Origin of the sequence: Paenibacillus sambharensis (assembly GCF_003233845.1) — a bacterium.
Lineage (GTDB): Bacteria > Bacillota > Bacilli > Paenibacillales > Paenibacillaceae > Paenibacillus_I > Paenibacillus_I sambharensis.
The window spans coordinates 173,652-193,185 of sequence record NZ_QKRB01000036.1; the positions used below are offsets into that span (position 1 = coordinate 173,652).

Below are 19,534 nucleotides of genomic sequence, written 5' to 3' on the forward strand. Positions count from 1 at the left end.
ACTTCTTCCTCCTTCTAGCTGCAAAGAATCTCTATACCAGTTTATTGGTCAAATCCCCTAATTACTTTGCGTTTTGAGCATATTCGCAATGTTTATCTGCGTTAAGCCGAGTGCGTACGCCTCTAGATCAAGTAAGATAGCCGGAGAATACAGAGCAGGAGGAGTCGTAATGTGAGCAAAATGTGGACAGTCGATTACTTGCTGCAAAGGCTGCGCAGCTATAACGAGGAAACCGCGATCCTTGTCGGCCCAGACACAGGAATCTCCTATAAACAATTGTTAGCATGTGCCACTCACAACATCCAGGTGCTGGAGAATGCCCTGTCGCTATCTGACGTTCAGCCGCATGCCTCCGTAATAGCCATCGATTTAACAATGTCATGGCGGGCTGTCCCCGTTATATTGGCAGCTCTTCAGCTGCGTATGACTATGCTCTTGGTCGACAAGGAGAGAGACAGTCAGAACGCCAGCAGCCACATAGACAGGGAGTTTCCTCATGCTATTCATATCCAAGCTTCGAACGTCAATATGGAAGGCTATATTCAACAGCCCCCGGACGTTCCAAGGGTGCCGGCGGCTGTTCCCCGGTTGGAGGATGTAGCGGTAATCGTCCAAACATCAGGCACTTCGGGACGGCCAAAATCCGTTATGCTGACTTACAGCAACATTCTCTCCAACGCTGCAGACATTGCGGAAACATTGCAGCTGGAGCGAAGTGAACGCATACTGATTCAACGCCCGCTATCGTACATTTCCGCCTTTACCGGGGAGCTTCTGGCCGGACTCCTCTCCGGCTGCTCGGTCCTGCTGAAGCCTCTAGGCCGAACTCCTTTAAGCTTGATCCCCCTGATTCAGGGCCATGCCATCACTACAATCGGTGCAACACCTGCACTGTTAGCCATGCTTGCACCACAAGCCCGGAAAAATAATCTCTCCAGCCTGCATAGGATCATTCTCAGCGGGGAGCGCTTAACCGATACACAGCTGCAGCTCATTCAGGAAGCCTTCCCGCAAGCTGCCATATGGAACGCATACGGACTTTCAGAAGCCTCGCCAAGAATTAGCTGCCTGAAGCTCAGCTCCGGAAGGTTCCCTGCGGCCTGTGTTGGTTATCCGCTTCCTCATGTCCACACCATGATCGTGGACGGGGATGGGGCCGAAATGCCCGAAGGGGCAGTAGGCCAGCTTATCGTGTCAGGTCCTAATATAATGAAGGGCTATTACAATGATGAGCCGCTGACGAGATGCAAAGTGAAGAATGGATGGCTGTTTACAGGCGATATGGCGTTCATAGAGCAGGGAAGGATCACAATTGCCGGACGGGCCGATCATATGATGATTCGTGCCGGGAATAACATATATCCCGAAGAGATCGAATCCCTGCTGATGAGCCATCCTCATATCTGTGAAGCAATGGTCTTCAGTCTCCCTCACCCTATCCGCGGCGAACAAATCCATGCTTGGGTAACGTGTTCACAGACAATCGCTGTCACTGACATTCATCGCTTTATCATGCAGTCGGGAGCCCACGCCCGCCTATGGCCTGATATCGTAGAAATTCACCCGGATTTGCCCAAGACAGCTTCTGGAAAGCTGTTAAGACTCAAGCCCGATGGCAGCAATCCGTCTCACTAGACTCCCTTAATCCTCCGGCATTAACACGGTCTGGAGCACCATGTGTCAGACGCATACAAAGGGGTCGTCTCAAAAGCAAGTCCGCTTGCCAGGCGGGAGAGCTCGACACGGCACGGCTAACGAATTTCACACACGCTAAACCAGCAAATTCCAAGCTTGCTGGGCTGTAATGAATCTCAGAAACGCTATTAGGATATATTCGTCCAATTATAGGGGTTATTCGTGCATTAACGACGCTCAGGTTCGTTACAGATCAGAAACCGCCTTTTGGAGGCTAATAGCGTGTGTGAAGTTCGTTAGCGTTTTTTCGGCTGAACGTCTATTTTCACAGGTAATGGCCGCAGTTGACCAGAACAGAGAATGGCGCCACTGGGATCAGACCCTGCGGCGCCATTCTTACTGTTAAACAGATGACGGGGCTCAAGCTCCTATTTAATCAGCTTGTTGAGACAGCCCCTTTTTTCCTATAGCTCTTTGTCCCACCGGGATAGTACGCCAATGAGATCCCTCGTGATCTCTGCATCAACCCCAGCAGCGTTCTCCAAGCCCTTCCGGATGTCGTGGACAATCGAAGCAGTCCCCTTTACCTGCGCCATAATGATTAGATTGCGCAAGGTTTCGAGCCTGCTCATCAACTGAAGGAACCGGCTCTGAAATTCCAGCTGCTCATCGTGACTTAGATATCCCTGTTGGTGCATGTACCCGACCCGTTCGATCATCAGCTTCTTATGCTCATGAAGAACGACGAACGGTCTTATATCCCGCCAATGGTCCGGTAAATTTGAGGCCAGGCTGCGGTAGACTTCCATTCCGTACACATCCTGCACCTCGTTGCGGAATCCACGGACAGGCAGGTGGGGATTTACGGATTCCGCATACTCGCGTAAAGCTGCAGTAACCGTCCGAATATCGAATTCATACTCATTGCCGATCGGAGAGGGACTGTACAACTGCACGTCACAATGAGGATGGCCTTCCCCATATGCTTCCCGTACTGCCTGGAACGATGCCGCTGAAGCTTTAAAGACCCCGCCCGGCGAATGTCCTAGCAGCAGAAACTGCTCCGAACCGGTATCATACCCGTAGATCAGATTGGCATGGTCATACTTGGTCTGCTTGTAAGCCCTTCTTTCCGGTATAAAGTACTCATCCAGCATCAGATCAATGTAAAGCCCGCTGTTTAAACACTGAATCAAGAAGGAAACGAGGTCGGGAAATGCCCTGGCGAGAAAACGGTGACTAAGGCTGTGCGCCTGAAGATAGGGATTCAAGTAATAATAATTGCGGTCGCGTCTTATTCCCATGTAAAAGTCGAACGGCACATCGTAGTTGGATTGAAAATCCTTGAAGCAGCGTAATTGAATATAATTGCTGTAATACCATTTGGACCAGCTGCACGCGCCCGTTGTGACGGCCAGTCCAATGTACAATACACCCTTCATCTCACATGTGTAGCTGGCCGCCAGCCGCCATACTTCACCACAGGCAGAGGCATATACCTGTATGTCTGCTCCTGCCCGAATGAGTCTCAGCCATACTTCCCTGTAGTCGTGGCCGATTTGCTGACCGGAGCATTCTCCGTCCGCTGTGCCGCGGCATAAAGACCACTTTCCATTGGTTGAAGGAGTTGCAGCAGTCATAACAAATTTAGATCCTGGCTCTAAAGACTCCCTAATCATCAGGCCTGCCTTGGACCAGACATGAACAGGCTTATGCCCGGCAAGCCTTGCAGTGATTGTGCCATCTCCATATAAGACGGTATGAACGAACCGAAAGGTATCCGCAGTCGATGTAATGTCCCCCTGGATGCCGTGAACGGAAAAACAGCCATTGTCCGGTTCAAATGGTCCGGCGCCGCCATTGCCATGAGCTCCTACGTCTGCAGAGGACCACCCGGCTTGCGCAGCACCGCTGACGCTGACATGATCGAATACAGCATCGGGAACCGCATCGCTCTGCTGGTTTTGCGACATGATTGCTGTAGTAAACGCATGAGAGGAATACGATTTGAGGGGAGGGTCTTGATTAATCGGTAATAGATGTTTCATTCCGGCAGGCTCCTTTTTATATGAAATTAGCTCGTATTGCCGATCGTGTAGGCTCATCATTCATCTTCTAATCTTGAGCATAGAATAATCTGTGCTGCCGCATACTCTTCCGAGTGCGTGATGCTGACCAGCACCCGCAGATCATGCTGCTCGCATAAGTCAAGCGCCTTGCCGTACAGGACAATATGAGGCTGTCCCGTCTTGAGGTGAACAGTCTCCACGTCGCGAAAACAGAGTCCCCGGGCGATGCCTGTTCCTGCCGCCTTGGAGAATGCCTCCTTGACTGCCCACCTGGCCGCGAAATGCTGTGACGCATTTTCCTTGCTGGAGCAATAGTCAATTTCCTGTCCGGTATAAATCCTTCTTAGGAAATACTCCCCTTGTTTTCTTATCGAGGCATCAATCTGTGCAATAGATTGTATATCGAGCCCTATCCCAAAGATCATCGTGTTCCTTCTTTCCTGACGGGCCAGAGCAAGTCATCGGAATCTCGCGCGATGAACCCCGCCCGTGGTGATATCTTCCAGCAGCGCCTCTATGAAAGCCCTTTCCTTTTGGACCAGGTCATTGGTTCGCACAATCATTCTCTCCAGAAGTGCTTTATCTTTGTTCCATATATATTTGGCAAATATGTTGTGAATATTTTCAGCTGAATCCTGAACTCCTGCACACCCGGCAGTACTGGACTTCCGTCTTATCCAGCCCTCCCGAAGCAGATAATTGACCCGCTGGGCCATCATCTGCTTATGATTGACGATCGTTTGCAGCGTCTTCAGGTGAATGAGATGACACCCCTCTGGAGCATTCAGCTGTTTTACCAGCATATCTGTCAACAGCCCGTACACCTTCGTTCCATATACGAACCGGATCCGCTTGGGATCCCGTTCAATGTGGGGCTTGCCCTCCAGATAATCCAGCAAAAAGGCTTTGATGACATCAATGTTAAATGCCGCATCAATATACCGATTGGAATCATACGGATATCGGATCATCTCAAAGGTCTGGTTCATGTATTGGCTAATAGGAGCAATATTGCGGAACGCTTGTTCAAACGCCTTAAAGGGAATATTCCTGCCAAAAGCATACACAGCCGGTTTATTCCAGTAACCAGCTGCTTGAAACACGCCCTTCTTCCTGTCAAAGCCATGGATTAGGATATTATGGGTAAAGGGATATTTACCATAGGCGCGGGTTCCGGGAATGTAATACTCATCCAGGATGGTGTTGACATAATGGCCGTCACGGATTCTATCCATAACAAAATCCACGATATTAGGAAAAAACTTGTACACATCATCAATGTGCAGCCTGGATACATAAGAGCGGGGAATATCACTAAAGTGCGAGGATGTCGTGAAATGAATAAAATCGCCGTTTGTACTGTCCGGAACACCGTAGAGCTGGATATAATTCATCATAATCCAGGCTAATGAGTTCTCCGGGCTTGTCTGAATAATAGAAAGACCATAGGCATGATACGAATTGACATCAATGAACGGCTTCGTCATCGGCAGAGAAACAACATCGGCAGGGTCCATGATTGCTCCCCCCTTCTTATTGTGTATAACTGCAGCCCAAGGTGCGGATCATCCTCATAACTTAATTGTACACAAGCCGTGCGGTCGGCTCTCGTGCATTGTTGTTTCCTCAGCGGAATTAATCCCGATCGGCCGGCAGTATCCATACAACCGACGAATCCACCGCAATACCCGCCGATACCCGCTCAACCAGGCCATGGTATGGTTGACTCAAAAGTTGTGAGGAGGAGCATCTTGTTGAACTTCGACCATACGGAGCCTAATAGCTGTCCCAGTGAGCTTGATCTGGCAGCGGCTGCTCTGATTCGTACCTTTAAAGACGGCGGAAAACTGCTGCTTTGCGGGAATGGCGGCAGCTCTGCTGATTGCGATCATATTGCCGCTGAACTGATGAAAGGCTTTCTCTCCAGGCGCCCCCTGCCGGAACCGGCCCGCAAACGTATGAGTGAGCTGTATGGAGAACACGGGCTGAACATGGCTAACTGTCTGCAGGGAGCGCTTCCTGCGATTTCCTTGTCCTCCAATAGCGCTCTGCTTACGGCAATCGGCAATGATATCTCCGGCCATTACATCTTTGCCCAGCAGGTATACGGCTATGGCAGGGCTAATGATAGCCTGCTCGCCATCAGCACATCCGGCGAATCAATTAATGTCCTAATGGCGCTGCAAGTTGCCCGCGCCTTGGAGATAACGACGATCGGTTTTACCGGGAGCCGGCCAAGCACCATGGATAGCTATTGTGATATCCTGGTCCGCGCGCCGCATGAGGCAACGAGGGATGTCCAGGAATGCCATATCAAGATGTACCACACGCTCTGCGAGCACGTAGAGCGGGCAATCTTCGGGTAATACAGAATGCCGCAGAGGCTCTTTATAAGAGCGCTGCGGCATTCTGCATCTCTATTAATCTTCCTCTAAGGCCGTACCATAGCGTGCAGCAGCGCAAACAGGCCTTCATACATACGCTCCTCTGACGTTACGATCTGCTCCAGCCTCTCTTGTGCCCTCGCAAAGGATTTCTCCTGATAAACGTTCGTCAGCATAAATTTCTTCAATATACCACGGATGAAATTCCAGTTATCCAGCACACCGCCAAGCTGTTCCCACTCTGGATTGGGGCCAAATACCCGTGTAAGCCGGTACTGTTCAAGACGGAGGTTGTTGAAAATAACGGCCGAAACATCCAGCAGCCTGCCGGCCTCACGATATATGGCCTCCTGATCCGACATGACGGCACTCATATCGCACTGGAACTGCCTAAGCTGTGACAAGCCTGCACGGATTTCCTCTTCCCGCTCCAGCATAGCCTGCCTGTAGGTCCATAGATATTCCTGTTCAGAGCCTTGCGCCCCAGAAGATTCGTTAAGGATGCCATATTCCGAGTATGTGCTCAGCTCCGGCGGAGGTTGAAACTCCCTGAATGCACCACTGTATGCCGCATGCAAATCCTCAATCGATATGTCTTCTTCGGCATAATCGAAGCTGTCCCGGTATTTATGCTCCATAGCCCGGAAAGTACGATTTCTGCTGCTGCAGCCAAACAGAAGAAGGAAATGGGGAAAATGCAGCTTGCGGTAAGCATCCAATCGAAGCGGCAGATAGTAGCAATCAACAAACACGATAACAGGCCTGTTAAGGCGCAGGGCTGCCATCGCCAGCTGAAGCATATCATTACTGTAACGCCGCTCCTTCTTCCACAGTCCCAGCCGGTCAAGAATACGCTTTTCCCCCTGAATCGGAACGATGTCGTGCTTAATCACACAGGATGAGGGCGTATAACGATAAATGAAGATATCATTTAGCAAAAACGGCGTGAGCGGTCTGTTGAAATAGGTCAGCACGGGAAAGAGCGCATTGTAGTAGCAGTCCTTATAATAAATCTCCCGAAACGGCTTCATTCCAGTTAGTAGGTGCTCACCCATCCCAGTCACCCCGCACCAAGGCCCGGCGATCCAGCTTCCCGTTCGGTGTTAGCGGCATCCGCTTAACACGGCGGTATGACGCGGGAACCATGTAATCGGGCAGGCTTCGATAGAGCAGACTCTTCAACTCATCCGCCGCAAGCTCCACCCCGGAAACGTAGAACACGACAAGCTTGCGGGAGAACTCATCAATTGCCTCAATGGCGGCCGCCGCCTGCACAATCTGTGGATGCTGCAGCAGGGCCGCTTCCACTTCCCCAAGCTCTACACGATTGCCCCTTATCTTGACCTGGTCGTCCATTCTGCCAAGCACTTCAAACTCATCGTTATCATGCTGCAGGGCGAGATCACCCGTCCGGTAAAATCGCATCTGCCGGCCGTCGCTGCCTTCGCAGCATACGAAACGCTCTTCTGTCAGCTCTGGCCGGTTCCAATAACCGCTGGACAAGCCAGCACCTGCTACATACAGCTCACCGACTGATCCTCTTGGCAGCGCCTTATGCCGTTCGTCACGGACGGTCATCACCATATTGCGAAGCGGCTGCCCTATATTGATCTCCCCGCTGTCCGTAATCTCTTTCACAGCACACCAAACAGTGGCCTCTGTCGGACCATATAAGTTATAGAGCCGTGCCCCGGACATACTGCGGAACCTGCGGACAAGCTTCTCTTGAAGCATCTCCCCTCCAATGAATACACGCTGCAGTCCCTGCAGCATATCCACGCTCTGTCTGTCGCTCATCATCATATGCAGCCGGGATGGCGTTGTCTGCAGCATGTCAGCCCCGCATGTCGCCAGGAGCCTGCGCAGCAGTCTCGGGTTATTCTGTTCCTCCTCCGTTGCCATAATCACCTTCATGCCGCAGCATAATGCGACCAGCGTTTCGAGAACAAAAATATCGAAGGAGACCGTTGTAAGCGATACAATAGACTTCCCTTGCGCGAAGCCCAGAACGGGAACAATGCCTTCGAGAAAATTAAGCAGCGCACCATGGCCGATCATAACCCCCTTGGGCATCCCCGTAGATCCCGAGGTATAAATGACATACGCCAGATCCTCAGCGGCTGTAACGGGAGCCGGTATATGGCCCTCGTCCGGACTGGAACCGGGCAGACCGGTAACGATCGTTTCAATGCCGCTCATTCGCGGATGCCTGCCTGCCTCATCAGCCAGTATATACACTGCCTGACTGTCCTCGATCATATGGCGTATGCGCTCATCCGGGTAATGCGGATCGACAGGAATGTAATATCCCCCTGTACGCATTACGGCAATCATAGCCGCTAGCAAATCCGGCGAGCGCCGGATCAGGAGGGCTACAGCCGCCCCCTCCTTGACGCCTGCGCGCAGCAGCTGCCGGGCAATCTGGTTTGACCGCTCCTCCAGCCTTCGGTAAGACCAGACTTCGTCCCCGCAAACGACCGCAGTGGCGTCCGGCGTGTTTCCCGCCTGGGATAGAATGAGCTCCGGTACGAACCGCTGCCGCTGCCTAGGTGCAAACAAGGAGCATATTCCCTTCCAGGTCTTTAAAGCGGAAGCAGGATACGGAGCCCGCATTATCGATGTCGTATACTTCGACCCCTTTATGCTTCAGGTCCTTATAGGATTGCTCAATGTCCGATGTATAGAAACAGAAGGTCGGATGCTCCGGCTGCACCTTATTGTCCGTTCTCCAGGTGAGCAGACTCAGGTTCACACCCTCCATGTTCATCTCCACGAACCCTTTGACCAGATCCTTCTTACGGATGGAAAGTCCCAGATATTGTTGATACCACTCACAGGCCGCTTCCAAATTGTCAAAGTGGATGAATACGGTACTGATATTATTCTGTACGCCGGTAATTGGCTGCTCCATCTTTTTCCCTCCCTGTTTTCGTAACCCAATAGGGGCCTATTGCGAGTGCATCCACAGCGGTGTTCATGAAGGTATCGAGTGCATCATCCGGGCTTTCGGCCATTGGCATGCCATGGTCGTTAAGTGAGGTGTTCAGAAGTACAGGCACCCCTGTAATTGCCGCAAACGCAAGCAGCAGCTCATGCAGCAGCGGGGCTGTCTGCTCGGTTGCCGTCTGCAAGCGGCATGTCCCGTCTGTGTGGACGACAGCGGGTATTACCGCGGCTTTATCCCGCTTTACCTTGTATACCTTCATCATGTAGTGAGACTCGTCTTGCCCCTCGAAGTAGGCTTCCCGTTCGTCCTCAAGCACCACCGCTCCAAACGGGCGGAAGCTCTCCCTGTGTTTTACTGTCAGATTGATCGTATCTCTCATCCCCGGATTTCTGGCATCCGCAAGCAGACTGCGGTTCCCCAGTGCTCTTGGCCCGAATTCGGATCTTCCCTGATACCATCCGATGATCCTGCCGGATGAGAGCCACTGCGCAGCGGTATCGGTCAGCTTCTCCGGTCTTGTCACTGTAATTCTGTCCTTATAGCGTGCACAAGCCTTCAAGATATCGGAGTCGGCATACGCCTTCCCGAGGAATGGAGAGAAGGGTCTGCCTGCCGGACTGCGACTCTCTGCCTTGAGCACGTGGTATCCGTACAGCGCGCTGCCTGCAGCCGTACCGGCATCACCCGCAGCGGGGAACAGGTACAGTTCTTCGAAGCGGGTATCGCGTAAAATTTTCCCATTCGCCGTACTGTTGAACGCTATGCCTCCCCCGAGACAAAGCTGCTTCCTGCCGGTCCTTTCAAATAGATAACGGCAGGATTGAATGACAACCTGCTCAAGATGGTGCTGAGCAGCGAATGCAAGGTCGGCCCTTCGCTCGAACTGCTCCCGCTCTCCTGAGACTTCTTGCAGGGATAAGGTAAGCCACCTGCAGAACCGCTGAACCTGCTCTTTGGTCTGGATAAAGTGACCATCCTCTGTAAACGTGTAATACTCCGCAAACTGCTCCACATATCTCGGCGTTCCATAAGGAGCCAGCCCCATTGTCTTCCCATCCTGCAGGAATCCGAAGCCGATCGCCTCCGTCACCCATCTGTAAAATCCGCCGATCGAATGATTGAGGTCGTCATGGTCCGTTATCATCCTTCGCTCAGACCGTCCAGCCGTTCGCTGAAGCAGTCTGAGCCCGTCTTCATCAGCCTCATAGTATGAAGCCGTCTCGTAGGCTCCGTCTTCAAGAAAGCTTCCGCTTCCGTCCGCAATCCAGACGGCCGCACTGCGGAAGGGGGAAGTATAATAGGAAGCAGCAGCATGGGCCAGGTGATGATTGATCGCGATAGCATCCCCGTTATATTTGGCACAGTAGAGCGGATGCATAATATCATTTGAGATGACTAAATCGACTTCATCCGGTCCCACACCCGCTGCCTCAAGACAGTAGAGGACCGCCCTGCTTCTGGCCAGCCGGATGTTCTCTGTACCGGGAACGAACAGGCAGTGCCTTACTTTGGACAGGCGCTCTTCTTCAATTGCTGCCTTAACGATGCCGTCCTTCACAAGACAAGCAGCATAACTATGGCCTGAGCCTCCAAGTCCAAGCACAATTGTCATCCCGTAATCACCACCTGTTCCGCAGAGGGATGATGCCGAACTGGTCTTTGGCAATAATTTCATAGGTGACATCCCTTTGGGGAGGATGGAACATCCCCGCCTTGACTTCCTGATATAGCACAGACAGGGGACTTCGTTCGGATATGCTTTCGATTCCTTCAATCTTCATGGCCTTATTCACCGTCTCTTCTGCCGCCTTGACCACATAGTCCTTGGTAATCAGACTGATCCGCTTCAGTTCCTTCTGAGAGCCCGCTGTGCGGCTGCCCTTCAGATACAGGTCCAGCGTGCGGCACAAACGTTCCAGCTGGGAACGTGATGTTTCCAGCAGGATAAGCATCTCGGCTAGTGTATATTGAACACCGGGGAAGAATGACAGAGGCTTGGTGTAATGGGGAATCCGCCTGGTCTTGCACTTGCCTTCGATATAAGACACCGCGCGGCAGGCAATGCCATAATAAACGGAGGCCACGGTAAGCCGGAACAAGTATCCGAGCAGCTCGGTATCCGCCGGAACCCGGTCCACTTCAAATACGACCGCCTCCTGGGGCACAAACACATCGTCGAAACGGACGCCATTGCTGCTGGTAGCCGCCATGGATACGACATTCCAATCCGAATCCACGGAAACACCCGGTGCCTGCTTATCCAGCAGGAGCATGATAATGCCGTGATAGCTTCCTTGATATCCCTGAACCTTGCAATACGTCGGCAAGTAGCGCAGATAGGGCTCAAGCGATACGAACTTCTTGATGCCGCTCACCCGGTAACCGCCCTCGCAGGGCACTGCATGTATGCGATAATCCTCATCCCGCATCTGACCCGGCGCCATGAGATAAAGCCCCGGTTCGTTCGGCGATGCAAATAATATATCCTGACCTTCTACTTGATCCAGATAATTCTTCACCTTCGTCTGATTGGCGCCAAGACTCAATCCCCACACGGTGTAGAGATGCATCGCCATACTCAGTACAGCGGACGGGCAATAGCCCGACAGCCCGCTGATCATCTCCATATATTCCATACAGCTCAGCGGTGAGCTGCTCCGGGATGCAGGAAGGGTCCAGCAGTGAAACCGGCGCTGCAGCAAATGCTGGATTAATTCATCAGGATCAGCTGCCTGTCCCGACAGCTTCTTTCGTTCCCATTCCCTGAAATATTCAATAAGTTCGCTGAACAGAGCAGACATTCTCGCTAACCACCACCGTCAATATATTTTCTCCCCCTCAGCCATCTTCGCTTCGGGCAGCAGCAGCGGCCTGATTTTCCCGTGCTGCTTGTTCACGGCTTTGGGAACGGTCTCCCCATGCTTGTTGAAGAGCGAGTAGAAGTTCGCAAATACCTTCGTAACGGAAGCCGTTGTAAAATGGGCAGCGAAGGAGCGGCGGAAACGGTCAGCAGTACTGTTGGCTGTTGAACCATGGATGGTATGGCCATCGAAGATAATGACATCACCAGGCTGGGCAGTAACATGTACAATGCGGTAAGGCTGAGGAACACGAGCAGCATGGCCGCTGCCGGGCACCGGGAGAGACAACAGTCCGTATCGGGGATGAGAAGGGGCATTAATGGAGAGTAACCCTAATGAATGTGACCGGGGAATAAAGCATAAGCCTCCATTCTCTTCATCGGCGGCATCAATGCTTGTCCACAAGGCGACATTCCTGGCCGGAACACAGCCGTTATCTATATTGTCCTGATGAAACGGCAGTGCTTTGGTCCTTGGCGCCTTAAAGAAGCAGGTCGTGCCAATGACAAGCGCCTCCTCCCCCAATACGGCTTCCGCAATAGCGAACTGCCTGGGGTCCAGCATGAAACGGCGCATCGCTTCATCTTCCCGATTGACCTCATGCATCGTCGGATACAGGCTTTCCATTGGCAGGTTCGGGTCCTGTCTAATCCTGCCGGAGGCGACCCGCTGCAGCCATAACCGGTGGTAGTCGTGCTTCAGCGCCTCCATCTCTTCCTTGTCGTAGACGCCTCGTACAACGGCATAGCCTTCCTGGCGGTACTCCGACAGCAGCTCTTCTGATAGATAAGGAGTTTTCATTAGCTCGTCCTCTAATTTGACATCAAATGTGCCAAATAATCGTAAACGTCCTGGAACGTCCGCATTTCGTCCAGATTCAACCGGTCATCGAGCACATCAATGTTAAGGACAATTTCAAATTCAATCAGCAGTTCGATAACCTGCGTCGAATCGATATCCAGGTCTGTAAAAGCCGTTGACATCCCGATATCATCCCGGCCGCACACCTGGCGCACAGTATCAAAAAAAACGGTTTCTGTCAGCATCTATCCATCCCTCATCTTTGTGGTAGCATTTGTTTTCCAGCACCATTTCAACTCCGTCTGCGCTTGTCTCGTTTGGCGTATACCTGCTCACCTTCCGGGCCAGCATTTCAGCCCTGTCCCGGTATCCTCCCGTCAGCAGGGTACCGACCTTTTCCTTCAGCTCATTCCCGTCAATCCGGTCCGGAGGACAGACAACTGCGACACCGAGCTCTTCGCAGCGCTTCGCCAGGACCGGATGATCCGCACCCAGCGGAATAATGACCATGGGAACACCGAACCGGATGCACTGCTGCAGCGTTCCGCATCCCCCATGTACAATCGCTGCATGCGCTTCCGGCAGCAGCACATGGTGAACCGGATGCTGAGAGGTCCAATGCACGGCTGCGGGCAGCGGTTCCGCTGCCTGATACGGCTCCGTCTCGCAAATCCACACTTCCGCCTCTTCCGGTCTCTCCCGCCCGTAGACATCAATCGCGGCTTCCACATACCGGTTCATGACCTCCCGGTACTCAATGCGAGGAACTGAGGAGGTGCTCACAACAAGGCGCAGCCGGTCCGTCGTATGAAACTTCAGCTCAGGCAATCCCGGACGCCAATCGGCGGAGCTGCCGCCCACAAGGCAGAACGACGGCGGGTATGCCTCCGGGCTGCCGGCAAGCTCGGGCAGAACCATGAGCAAATGCAGGAAGGGCGACAGTCCCGCAAAGTCCCCCCTCGTTCGAATGGGATGCTCGAGTGGCGGCAATCCATGCTTGGAACGGATTGCATTCAGCTGCTCCCCGTACTTCTGGCGCATACGCTCATTCGCCGCTGCTCCCCCTGGAAGATGCTCATCCGGGAGAGGCACCGTTGTCTGAAAGCTCACCCAGGGAATGCCGAGCAGCTCTGCCGCGTAGGCGGGGGCGCATTGCGCTGAGTCCGCTATAATTAAATCGGGGCTGCGCTCGAGCGCACGAAGCAGATCATTCAGCATGTATTCCATATAGAGATTCGGCACTTTATCCCATCCGATCGGAGAGAACTGCAGCCCCGCCTCTACTACCAGCTCCTTATTCATTGCATGACCCAGCATCCTGACGCTATGCCCGCGTTTTACCAGCTCGGCACCCACGCCAAGTATGGGGATGACATGTCCAAGCAGCCGCTGGCTGACAATTACAATATTGGCCACCAAACCCCCTCCTCTCTTCTTGGCAGCAGCAACTCTTATAATCCGGGAAGTGAGGCCATTGATTCGAACAGCCGCTGCTCATTGCGCCAGGTTTGATGAAGGTAATCCACCAGCTTCAGCCTGTAGTCCCTCTCTGGTTGGCGCTTCCATTTCATCACAACCCCCATAATTAACGACCAGCACTTGCACACGTAAAACAGTTCCTCCACCCATTCCGGCTGCATAAATCTGCCGGGGACCACCGATTGCTGGACGGCAAGCTGCCACAGCTCGCGGAGCTTGCGGAAATAATGGATATCAAACTCCAGCTGCTCCAATGAAGGGATCAGTTCGTCAAGAGGCGCCCCTGAGACCGCTTGGACAAAACTGTGCAGGCAGGCCAGCCCTCCACCCCTCATGTGATTAACAGATTGCCTAACCAGGCTGAGGAACTCTATATCCCAGTCTCCGCGGTCAGAACCCCCCGTGACAGTAGCGATCCCGCCTGCACTCATCAGCTGCCAGGAATCGAAGATAACCGCCCATGGCACGAAGCCGATATGTCCCCGAAAGAAATCAGGTGCCCCCGCCTCGTCAGCCAGGGTGATACCCCCTTCGTCACAGCCGATGACAAGCGACCAATGCTCAACATCGTGAGCATGCCAGTATTTCAAAAAGGAAGCATGATACGCTTGATAGTAAATCAGGCAGTACCCTTCCCTGCAGAATGTCTCAATAATCTTCCGCCGTATCCGCTCGGCATCCAGCTCCTGTTGCATATCAAGCTGCCAGCCGGCACCCAATTCAGGCGCTGATCGCCGGAGCTTCAATCCGCTATGCGTGCAGTCAAAGGCATTAAGAAACACGCGCAGCGGTTCCGTTTCCCCCTTCCATTTCAGCACCTCATTAACGGCAAGCTGACGGCAATCCAGCGTTTTTTCACTCAAACCGAAGCGGTCCTTAAACCGCCAATCCATCCTGGACGGTTCCGTTAATGTTAGAAGCAGGGACTTCCCCTGCGTCTGATCTCCGATTCCCATCCCCTACTCCGCTTTCGGGACTGATAGATACCGGATGACAAGATTCGTAATGTTCTCCACATAGCTGAAATTATCCAATACGATATCTTCATCCTGAATCTCGATGCTGAACTCCTCTTCAATTTCCACTACAAGGCGAATGAAGGTCATGGAATCAATGCCCAGCTCGAGCAGCGGACTGCTCTTATCAAACTCAACATGATTGACGACATTGCGCAAGCTTTGCAGGATCTTATCTTCTATTGCTGCTTGATTCTCCATACGAGTCACCCCATCAAAATAGTAGTTGCCGCCCGTTAACCAAACGCTTCGAGCCGCTGCCTGACCAAATATTCTTTAAGCATCGGTACCGCCCGTTTCTCCAGTTCAAACATCTTCCGGAACATCTCGCTTATGAGCGGCATGAGCTCTCTGTCACAGGAACGCTGATACTGCAGAGACATTGACCTTGCCTTGGATAAGCAGGCATTGGACTTCGTATAAAAGTCGCGGATTCTCAACAGCTCCTGCTCCCTTGTGCCCCCTTGCTGCCTCATATAATCAATTCGCTGCAGCATGAGCCGTTTATGCTGAGCCATCTTATGCATCAGAATATTCCACAGCCCGAACTCCCCCTGTCCGATCGGACCCTCCTGGTGCATCCGCAGAAAATAACCCCCCAGATACTCATTGACATAGCAGCCCGCAGCATATGCCGATTCGGATGCCTGTTCTGACCTGATGCTCCCCCGGTCGAGGGCAAAGAAGACAGCCTGGGCATTGAAGGCATCCCGCCAAGGGAGCAGGCGCCGGATCCGTACAAGCGGGAAGCCATAGTAAGCGAACCACCTTTGTTGATGAAGCTCGTGCTGCAGAACTCTCTCCAGCTCCGCTTCGAACAGCGTGTAATCCAGCTGGAACGGGCTGTACATCTTCCCATGCATATCAAACCCGATAACGTTAAGACATTGCCGCTCGTCGTCATAGCCATAAACTAATGCCTCATGCACCATATCGCGGACCCCATGATAGCGGGAACCCGGAATATGCCTCCAGTTCACATACACCAGCATATACGCTTCCTCATCGACCGCCTGCCTTACGGCATCCAGCCAGCCCGCTCCGCACTCCACTGTCTGTTCCTCAAGCATCCCGTCATAGATATCCAGATGCTCCTCGAACCGGACCATTGGGAAATATCCATCCCCTTGACCGCGAACGGTGAGGTTTACGAAATGGCTGTGTGCCCAGCTCTCACCTCCAGGGAAGGCAAGCAGAATACTGAGACGATAATTGTGATAGCATTCCGTCGATAATCCCGGGTTAAGATGGACCGGTAACTGCCTTTGGTTCAATGCACCCCCTCCTTCCACCTTCCTATTATAAGACCGTGTTCTGCCCTGGAACTCGGCGCTTATGTCTATCAAGAAGCCGAGTTTCGGGCGGCATAATCGCTTATAGTATTGTCGTATCTATGAATAACGAAAGGATGATTGTCATGCAAACTCAACTTGGTCCGCAGCTGCATGGAGTGAGCCTGCCGGCAGCGGAACCCGTTTCCTCCATGCAGTGGTATGTGAAGCACTTTGGCTTCGATGTGTATATGGTGGAAAAGGAACGGATCGTGCTCGGACTGGCGGGGAGCAATACGGTCCTGTGGCTTCTGCATTGTGAAAGGATTCCGCAGGCCAAACCTGCCGAGTGTCCGCTCATTCAACTGCAGATAGAGGGAGTGGAAGCCTTCCGGGATCAGCTTGTCCTGGCCGGTTTGAAGCCAAGTGAACTGGTACACAGCAAGGATGAGCTTGCCTTTCTGTGCAGCGATCCGGATGGAAACGCTATCCGCTGCTTTTCCATCAGGCCCTGACAGATGCCTTCATCATGGCTGATTGTCCCATAACAAGGGATTCAACTCGCTTGCTGCCGCTTCCCCGGGCTTCTGCCCGGGGAAGAATTTATTCAGATGCTCCTGGCGGTATGCTTCCGTACCGGGAGCTGTCAGCACCGCGCCATCGGCATAATAGACAATAGCAAATACATCCCGGGTACGCTTCATCGGGTTGCCTTTGGCGGCATGAAAGGTCCAGCCGCTATGGAAGGTGGCGTCTCCGGCTTTCATTGCGCCATAGCTCACCTCCGGCAGATTCTGCCGCACGGCATCCAGCATGCTTGCCTTCCCCAGACGGTGGGAGCCTGTTAGGAATGACAAGGAACCAATTTCAGAAGGAATATCGGACAGCGGCATCCACATGGTAATGGTATGCTCCGTATCCAGCGGCCACGCTAACTGATCTTGATGCCAGGGCGTCGGTCCGCCACCCTCTTCCTTGAACAAGATGCAGTCGTAATGGAGCCGGACGGAGGGCACCTGCAGCAGCTCGGCTGCCATCCTAGCGAAGCGGCGGGCAAAGGTCAGCTCCCGGAGCTCGGGATCCAGCCTCCATACGTTCGTCAGCTCCAGGAACTTCCCTCCGAAATCGTCTCTTATATAGCTGTGCAAGACTCCTCTTCCCAGCCGTTCCACCAATGCGTATATCCGGCTGCGAAATGTTCTCACGGCTTCCGCTGAGATGACCCCCGGCACGTACAGATGCCCCTGCTCCTGGTAGTCTGACACTTGTTCTGTCCCGAGCGGAAATGGATCTGACAAGGGTGAATCATGCATGAATACAGCACTTCTCCTTTACTTCCAGGAATCAAAATAATTGGCTTCCTTAATAGCAAATACGGAGCCGGGGGTTTCCGTTATTTTCGTATGGGTGTTTAGCCGTTTACGCACCCGCTGGCCGTGCTTATCCAGAAGGTTATTGAAATTCAATGCCAGCTTCTCGACACTGGCAGCGCAGAAGTGGGTAAGCAGCGACCGCCGGTAGCGGTCACAGGAGACATTGGCGGACGAGCCGTGAATAATATTGCCGTCAAAGACAACGATGTCTCCAGGCTCCGTGTCCACGTGGATGAGCCCGGCATCCTCCGGTACATCAATCCGCTGCCCCTCGTCCGAGAAGTAATGCCGGACATCTCCCGGATTCGTCTCGGGGAGCATCAGTTCAAGGTGATGGGTACCAGGGACGAACTGCAGCCCCCCGTTTTCTTCATCCGAGGAATCCAGACTAACCCAGAAAGCATAGGTCGTGCCCGGTTCAACCCCGAACGCATAGTTATCTTGATGCAGCGGCAGCGCCCGTGTAGTAGGACTTTTAAAGTAATAGCTGGTAGAGATAATATAGGCTTCCTCGCCAATCAGGCTTTCCACGATATCAAAGGATGCCGGGTCAAGAACGAAGCGGGCAATTGCCTCATTCTTCCGGTGGTAATCCCTCATCCGGGGGAACAGCCGCTCAAGCGGCCTCTTTCCCTTTGCGATAATTTCGCCAGCGGCTACCAGCTTAAGCCAGTACTGTTCGTAAGCCGACTTGACCTGATCAATTTGTTCCCTGCTGTACACCCCCGGAATCTTCACATAGCCCTGTTCTCTGAATGCTTTCCTCTCCGCCTCGCCAATCCATTCAGGCATCCTTATCCCTCCCCTTATGATGTTCTGCTTCTTGCATTCAAGCGTCTGCGGACACGATTGCCTTCCCTATCCATCAACTGGTTAAAGTTCAGGAGGAGCCGCTCCGTCCCTGTTCCGGCAAAGTGGGCGATCAGCGAGCGGCGGAAGCGGTCCGCGGTTGCATTACCAGGGGAATCATGCATGATATGGCCGTGATAGATCACGATATCCCCCGGCTCAGTGGTCACCTGAACAGCTTCGTACCCATCAGGCGCATGCAGCACCTGAACGTAACCGCCGAATGTGTCTGCCTTCTCGTCCACGATTTTTTCCGGTGTCATAATGTCCAGCTTGTGGGTGGCCGGGAAGAAACGCATTCCGCCTGTCTCGCCATCCGCTTCATCCAAGCTGATCCAGATGGCATAACACGTGCCCGGATTCACACCGAGGCCATAGTTATCCTGATGGCACGGGATTCCGTCCATCCCTGGCGGCTTAAAGTAATAATTGGTCGAGACCAGCAGCATTTCCTCGCCGGTCCAGCGCTCCAGACGGCCGGCCGCTGCCGGAAGAAAGGCTAAGCGGCGGATCGTTTCGCTATCCCAGTGACAGTCCTTTAACCTTGGGAACAGGCTGTTCAGCGGCTCCTCAGGGTTATGCTGAATTTTCGCTTCCGCAATCCTTGCCATCCATACCTTCTCGTATTCCCGGTTCAGTGACTGAACCTCTTCCGGACTGTATACGCCTCTTATGACTACATAGCCATCTCGTTCGAATGCTTCAAGCTCTGCCTGCTCGTTGATCATCTCAACCGCCCTTTCCTGTGCGTATACTCTCATACTAAAAGAGATGCTCCATGCTGTTCTCGGCTTTCATTAAGCATCCTTAAACGGAAAACCAGATTCTTACGGTTGCCAGTTTTGTATG

20 protein-coding genes are annotated in these 19,534 nt (G+C 52.8%); 3 read left to right on the forward strand and 17 right to left on the reverse strand.

Annotated features, from left to right (window positions below; translation table 11 throughout):
• The first annotated feature begins 180 nt into the window (after positions 1-180).
• Positions 181-1,635 carry a class I adenylate-forming enzyme family protein gene (locus tag DNH61_RS06285; protein ID WP_245947974.1) on the forward strand — a complete coding sequence of 485 codons (1,455 nt, stop codon included), beginning with the start codon at positions 181-183 and terminating at the stop codon, positions 1,633-1,635.
• A gap of 464 nt (positions 1,636-2,099) precedes the next feature.
• On the opposite strand, the gene DNH61_RS06290 is transcribed toward DNH61_RS06285, so the two are convergent.
• The 3 genes from DNH61_RS06290 to DNH61_RS06300 are packed head-to-tail and all read right to left on the reverse strand — an operon-like array spanning position 2,100 to position 5,221.
• Entirely contained in the window at positions 2,100-3,683 is a 1,584-nt protein-coding gene (locus DNH61_RS06290; protein ID WP_111145814.1) for a DUF1349 domain-containing protein, read from the reverse strand.
• A 56-nt stretch (positions 3,684-3,739) separates the two neighbouring features.
• On the reverse strand, positions 3,740-4,129 hold the full coding sequence (acpS, locus tag DNH61_RS06295) for a holo-ACP synthase (protein ID WP_111145815.1): 390 nt from the start codon (positions 4,127-4,129) through the stop codon (positions 3,740-3,742).
• A 33-nt stretch (positions 4,130-4,162) separates the two neighbouring features.
• Complete coding sequence (locus tag DNH61_RS06300) at positions 4,163-5,221, reverse strand: cysteine peptidase family C39 domain-containing protein (protein ID WP_111145816.1); 1,059 nt, start codon at positions 5,219-5,221, stop codon at positions 4,163-4,165.
• A 234-nt stretch (positions 5,222-5,455) separates the two neighbouring features.
• Between DNH61_RS06300 and DNH61_RS06305 the strand changes: the two genes are divergently transcribed.
• Positions 5,456-6,070 (forward strand): D-sedoheptulose-7-phosphate isomerase, encoded by a 615-nt coding sequence (locus DNH61_RS06305; RefSeq protein WP_181438598.1) that lies wholly within the window; start codon positions 5,456-5,458, stop codon positions 6,068-6,070.
• A gap of 65 nt (positions 6,071-6,135) precedes the next feature.
• Here the strand turns inward: DNH61_RS06305 and DNH61_RS06310 are convergent, their stop codons facing one another.
• From DNH61_RS06310 to DNH61_RS06360, 11 genes are read right to left on the reverse strand one after another with little or no spacing between them, the layout of a single operon-like run.
• Positions 6,136-7,143: a cysteine peptidase family C39 domain-containing protein gene (locus tag DNH61_RS06310; RefSeq protein WP_146240956.1), complete on the reverse strand. Its 1,008-nt coding sequence runs from the start codon at positions 7,141-7,143 to the stop codon at positions 6,136-6,138.
• Positions 7,136-8,647, reverse strand: coding sequence for an amino acid adenylation domain-containing protein (locus DNH61_RS06315; RefSeq protein WP_181438599.1), 1,512 nt, complete (start codon positions 8,645-8,647; stop codon positions 7,136-7,138). Before DNH61_RS06315 ends, DNH61_RS06310 begins: the two co-directional genes overlap by 8 nt.
• Positions 8,634-8,999 carry a VOC family protein gene (locus DNH61_RS06320; protein ID WP_111145820.1) on the reverse strand — a complete coding sequence of 122 codons (366 nt, stop codon included), beginning with the start codon at positions 8,997-8,999 and terminating at the stop codon, positions 8,634-8,636. The genes DNH61_RS06315 and DNH61_RS06320 overlap by 14 nt, the downstream gene beginning before the upstream one ends.
• Entirely contained in the window at positions 8,968-10,710 is a 1,743-nt protein-coding gene (locus DNH61_RS06325) for a carbamoyltransferase family protein (RefSeq protein WP_181438600.1), read from the reverse strand. Before DNH61_RS06325 ends, DNH61_RS06320 begins: the two co-directional genes overlap by 32 nt.
• On the reverse strand, positions 10,655-11,836 hold the full coding sequence (locus DNH61_RS06330) for an acyl-CoA dehydrogenase family protein (protein WP_111145822.1): 1,182 nt from the start codon (positions 11,834-11,836) through the stop codon (positions 10,655-10,657). The genes DNH61_RS06325 and DNH61_RS06330 overlap by 56 nt, the downstream gene beginning before the upstream one ends.
• Before the next feature lie 18 nt (positions 11,837-11,854).
• Positions 11,855-12,697 (reverse strand): phytanoyl-CoA dioxygenase family protein, encoded by an 843-nt coding sequence (locus tag DNH61_RS06335; RefSeq protein WP_111145823.1) that lies wholly within the window; start codon positions 12,695-12,697, stop codon positions 11,855-11,857.
• Between the two features lie 11 nt (positions 12,698-12,708).
• Positions 12,709-12,942: a phosphopantetheine-binding protein gene (locus tag DNH61_RS06340; RefSeq protein WP_111145824.1), complete on the reverse strand. Its 234-nt coding sequence runs from the start codon at positions 12,940-12,942 to the stop codon at positions 12,709-12,711.
• Positions 12,917-14,113 carry a glycosyltransferase gene (locus DNH61_RS06345; protein ID WP_146240957.1) on the reverse strand — a complete coding sequence of 399 codons (1,197 nt, stop codon included), beginning with the start codon at positions 14,111-14,113 and terminating at the stop codon, positions 12,917-12,919. The genes DNH61_RS06340 and DNH61_RS06345 overlap by 26 nt, the downstream gene beginning before the upstream one ends.
• Before the next feature lie 35 nt (positions 14,114-14,148).
• The gene (locus DNH61_RS06350) at positions 14,149-15,132 is read right to left on the reverse strand and encodes a hypothetical protein (protein ID WP_111145826.1); all 984 of its coding nucleotides are present in this window, start codon (positions 15,130-15,132) and stop codon (positions 14,149-14,151) included.
• 3 nt (positions 15,133-15,135) lie between these two features.
• Entirely contained in the window at positions 15,136-15,393 is a 258-nt protein-coding gene (locus DNH61_RS06355) for a phosphopantetheine-binding protein (RefSeq protein ID WP_111145827.1), read from the reverse strand.
• A 35-nt stretch (positions 15,394-15,428) separates the two neighbouring features.
• Entirely contained in the window at positions 15,429-16,466 is a 1,038-nt protein-coding gene (locus tag DNH61_RS06360) for a hypothetical protein (RefSeq protein ID WP_111145828.1), read from the reverse strand.
• Positions 16,467-16,609: 143 nt separating this feature from the next.
• Here DNH61_RS06360 and DNH61_RS06365 point away from each other — a divergent pair, with 143 nt between their 5' ends.
• Positions 16,610-16,978, forward strand: coding sequence for a VOC family protein (locus DNH61_RS06365; RefSeq protein WP_111145829.1), 369 nt, complete (start codon positions 16,610-16,612; stop codon positions 16,976-16,978).
• A gap of 12 nt (positions 16,979-16,990) precedes the next feature.
• On the opposite strand, the gene DNH61_RS06370 is transcribed toward DNH61_RS06365, so the two are convergent.
• Genes DNH61_RS06370 through DNH61_RS06380 form a run of 3 tightly spaced genes read right to left on the reverse strand, consistent with a single transcriptional unit; the run spans position 16,991 to position 19,446 of the window.
• The gene (locus tag DNH61_RS06370; RefSeq protein ID WP_111145830.1) at positions 16,991-17,776 is read right to left on the reverse strand and encodes a phytanoyl-CoA dioxygenase family protein; all 786 of its coding nucleotides are present in this window, start codon (positions 17,774-17,776) and stop codon (positions 16,991-16,993) included.
• Positions 17,777-17,794: 18 nt separating this feature from the next.
• Positions 17,795-18,628 (reverse strand): phytanoyl-CoA dioxygenase family protein, encoded by an 834-nt coding sequence (locus DNH61_RS06375; RefSeq protein ID WP_111145831.1) that lies wholly within the window; start codon positions 18,626-18,628, stop codon positions 17,795-17,797.
• A 14-nt stretch (positions 18,629-18,642) separates the two neighbouring features.
• Entirely contained in the window at positions 18,643-19,446 is an 804-nt protein-coding gene (locus DNH61_RS06380; RefSeq protein WP_245947970.1) for a phytanoyl-CoA dioxygenase family protein, read from the reverse strand.
• Between the last annotated feature and the right edge of the window lie 88 nt (positions 19,447-19,534).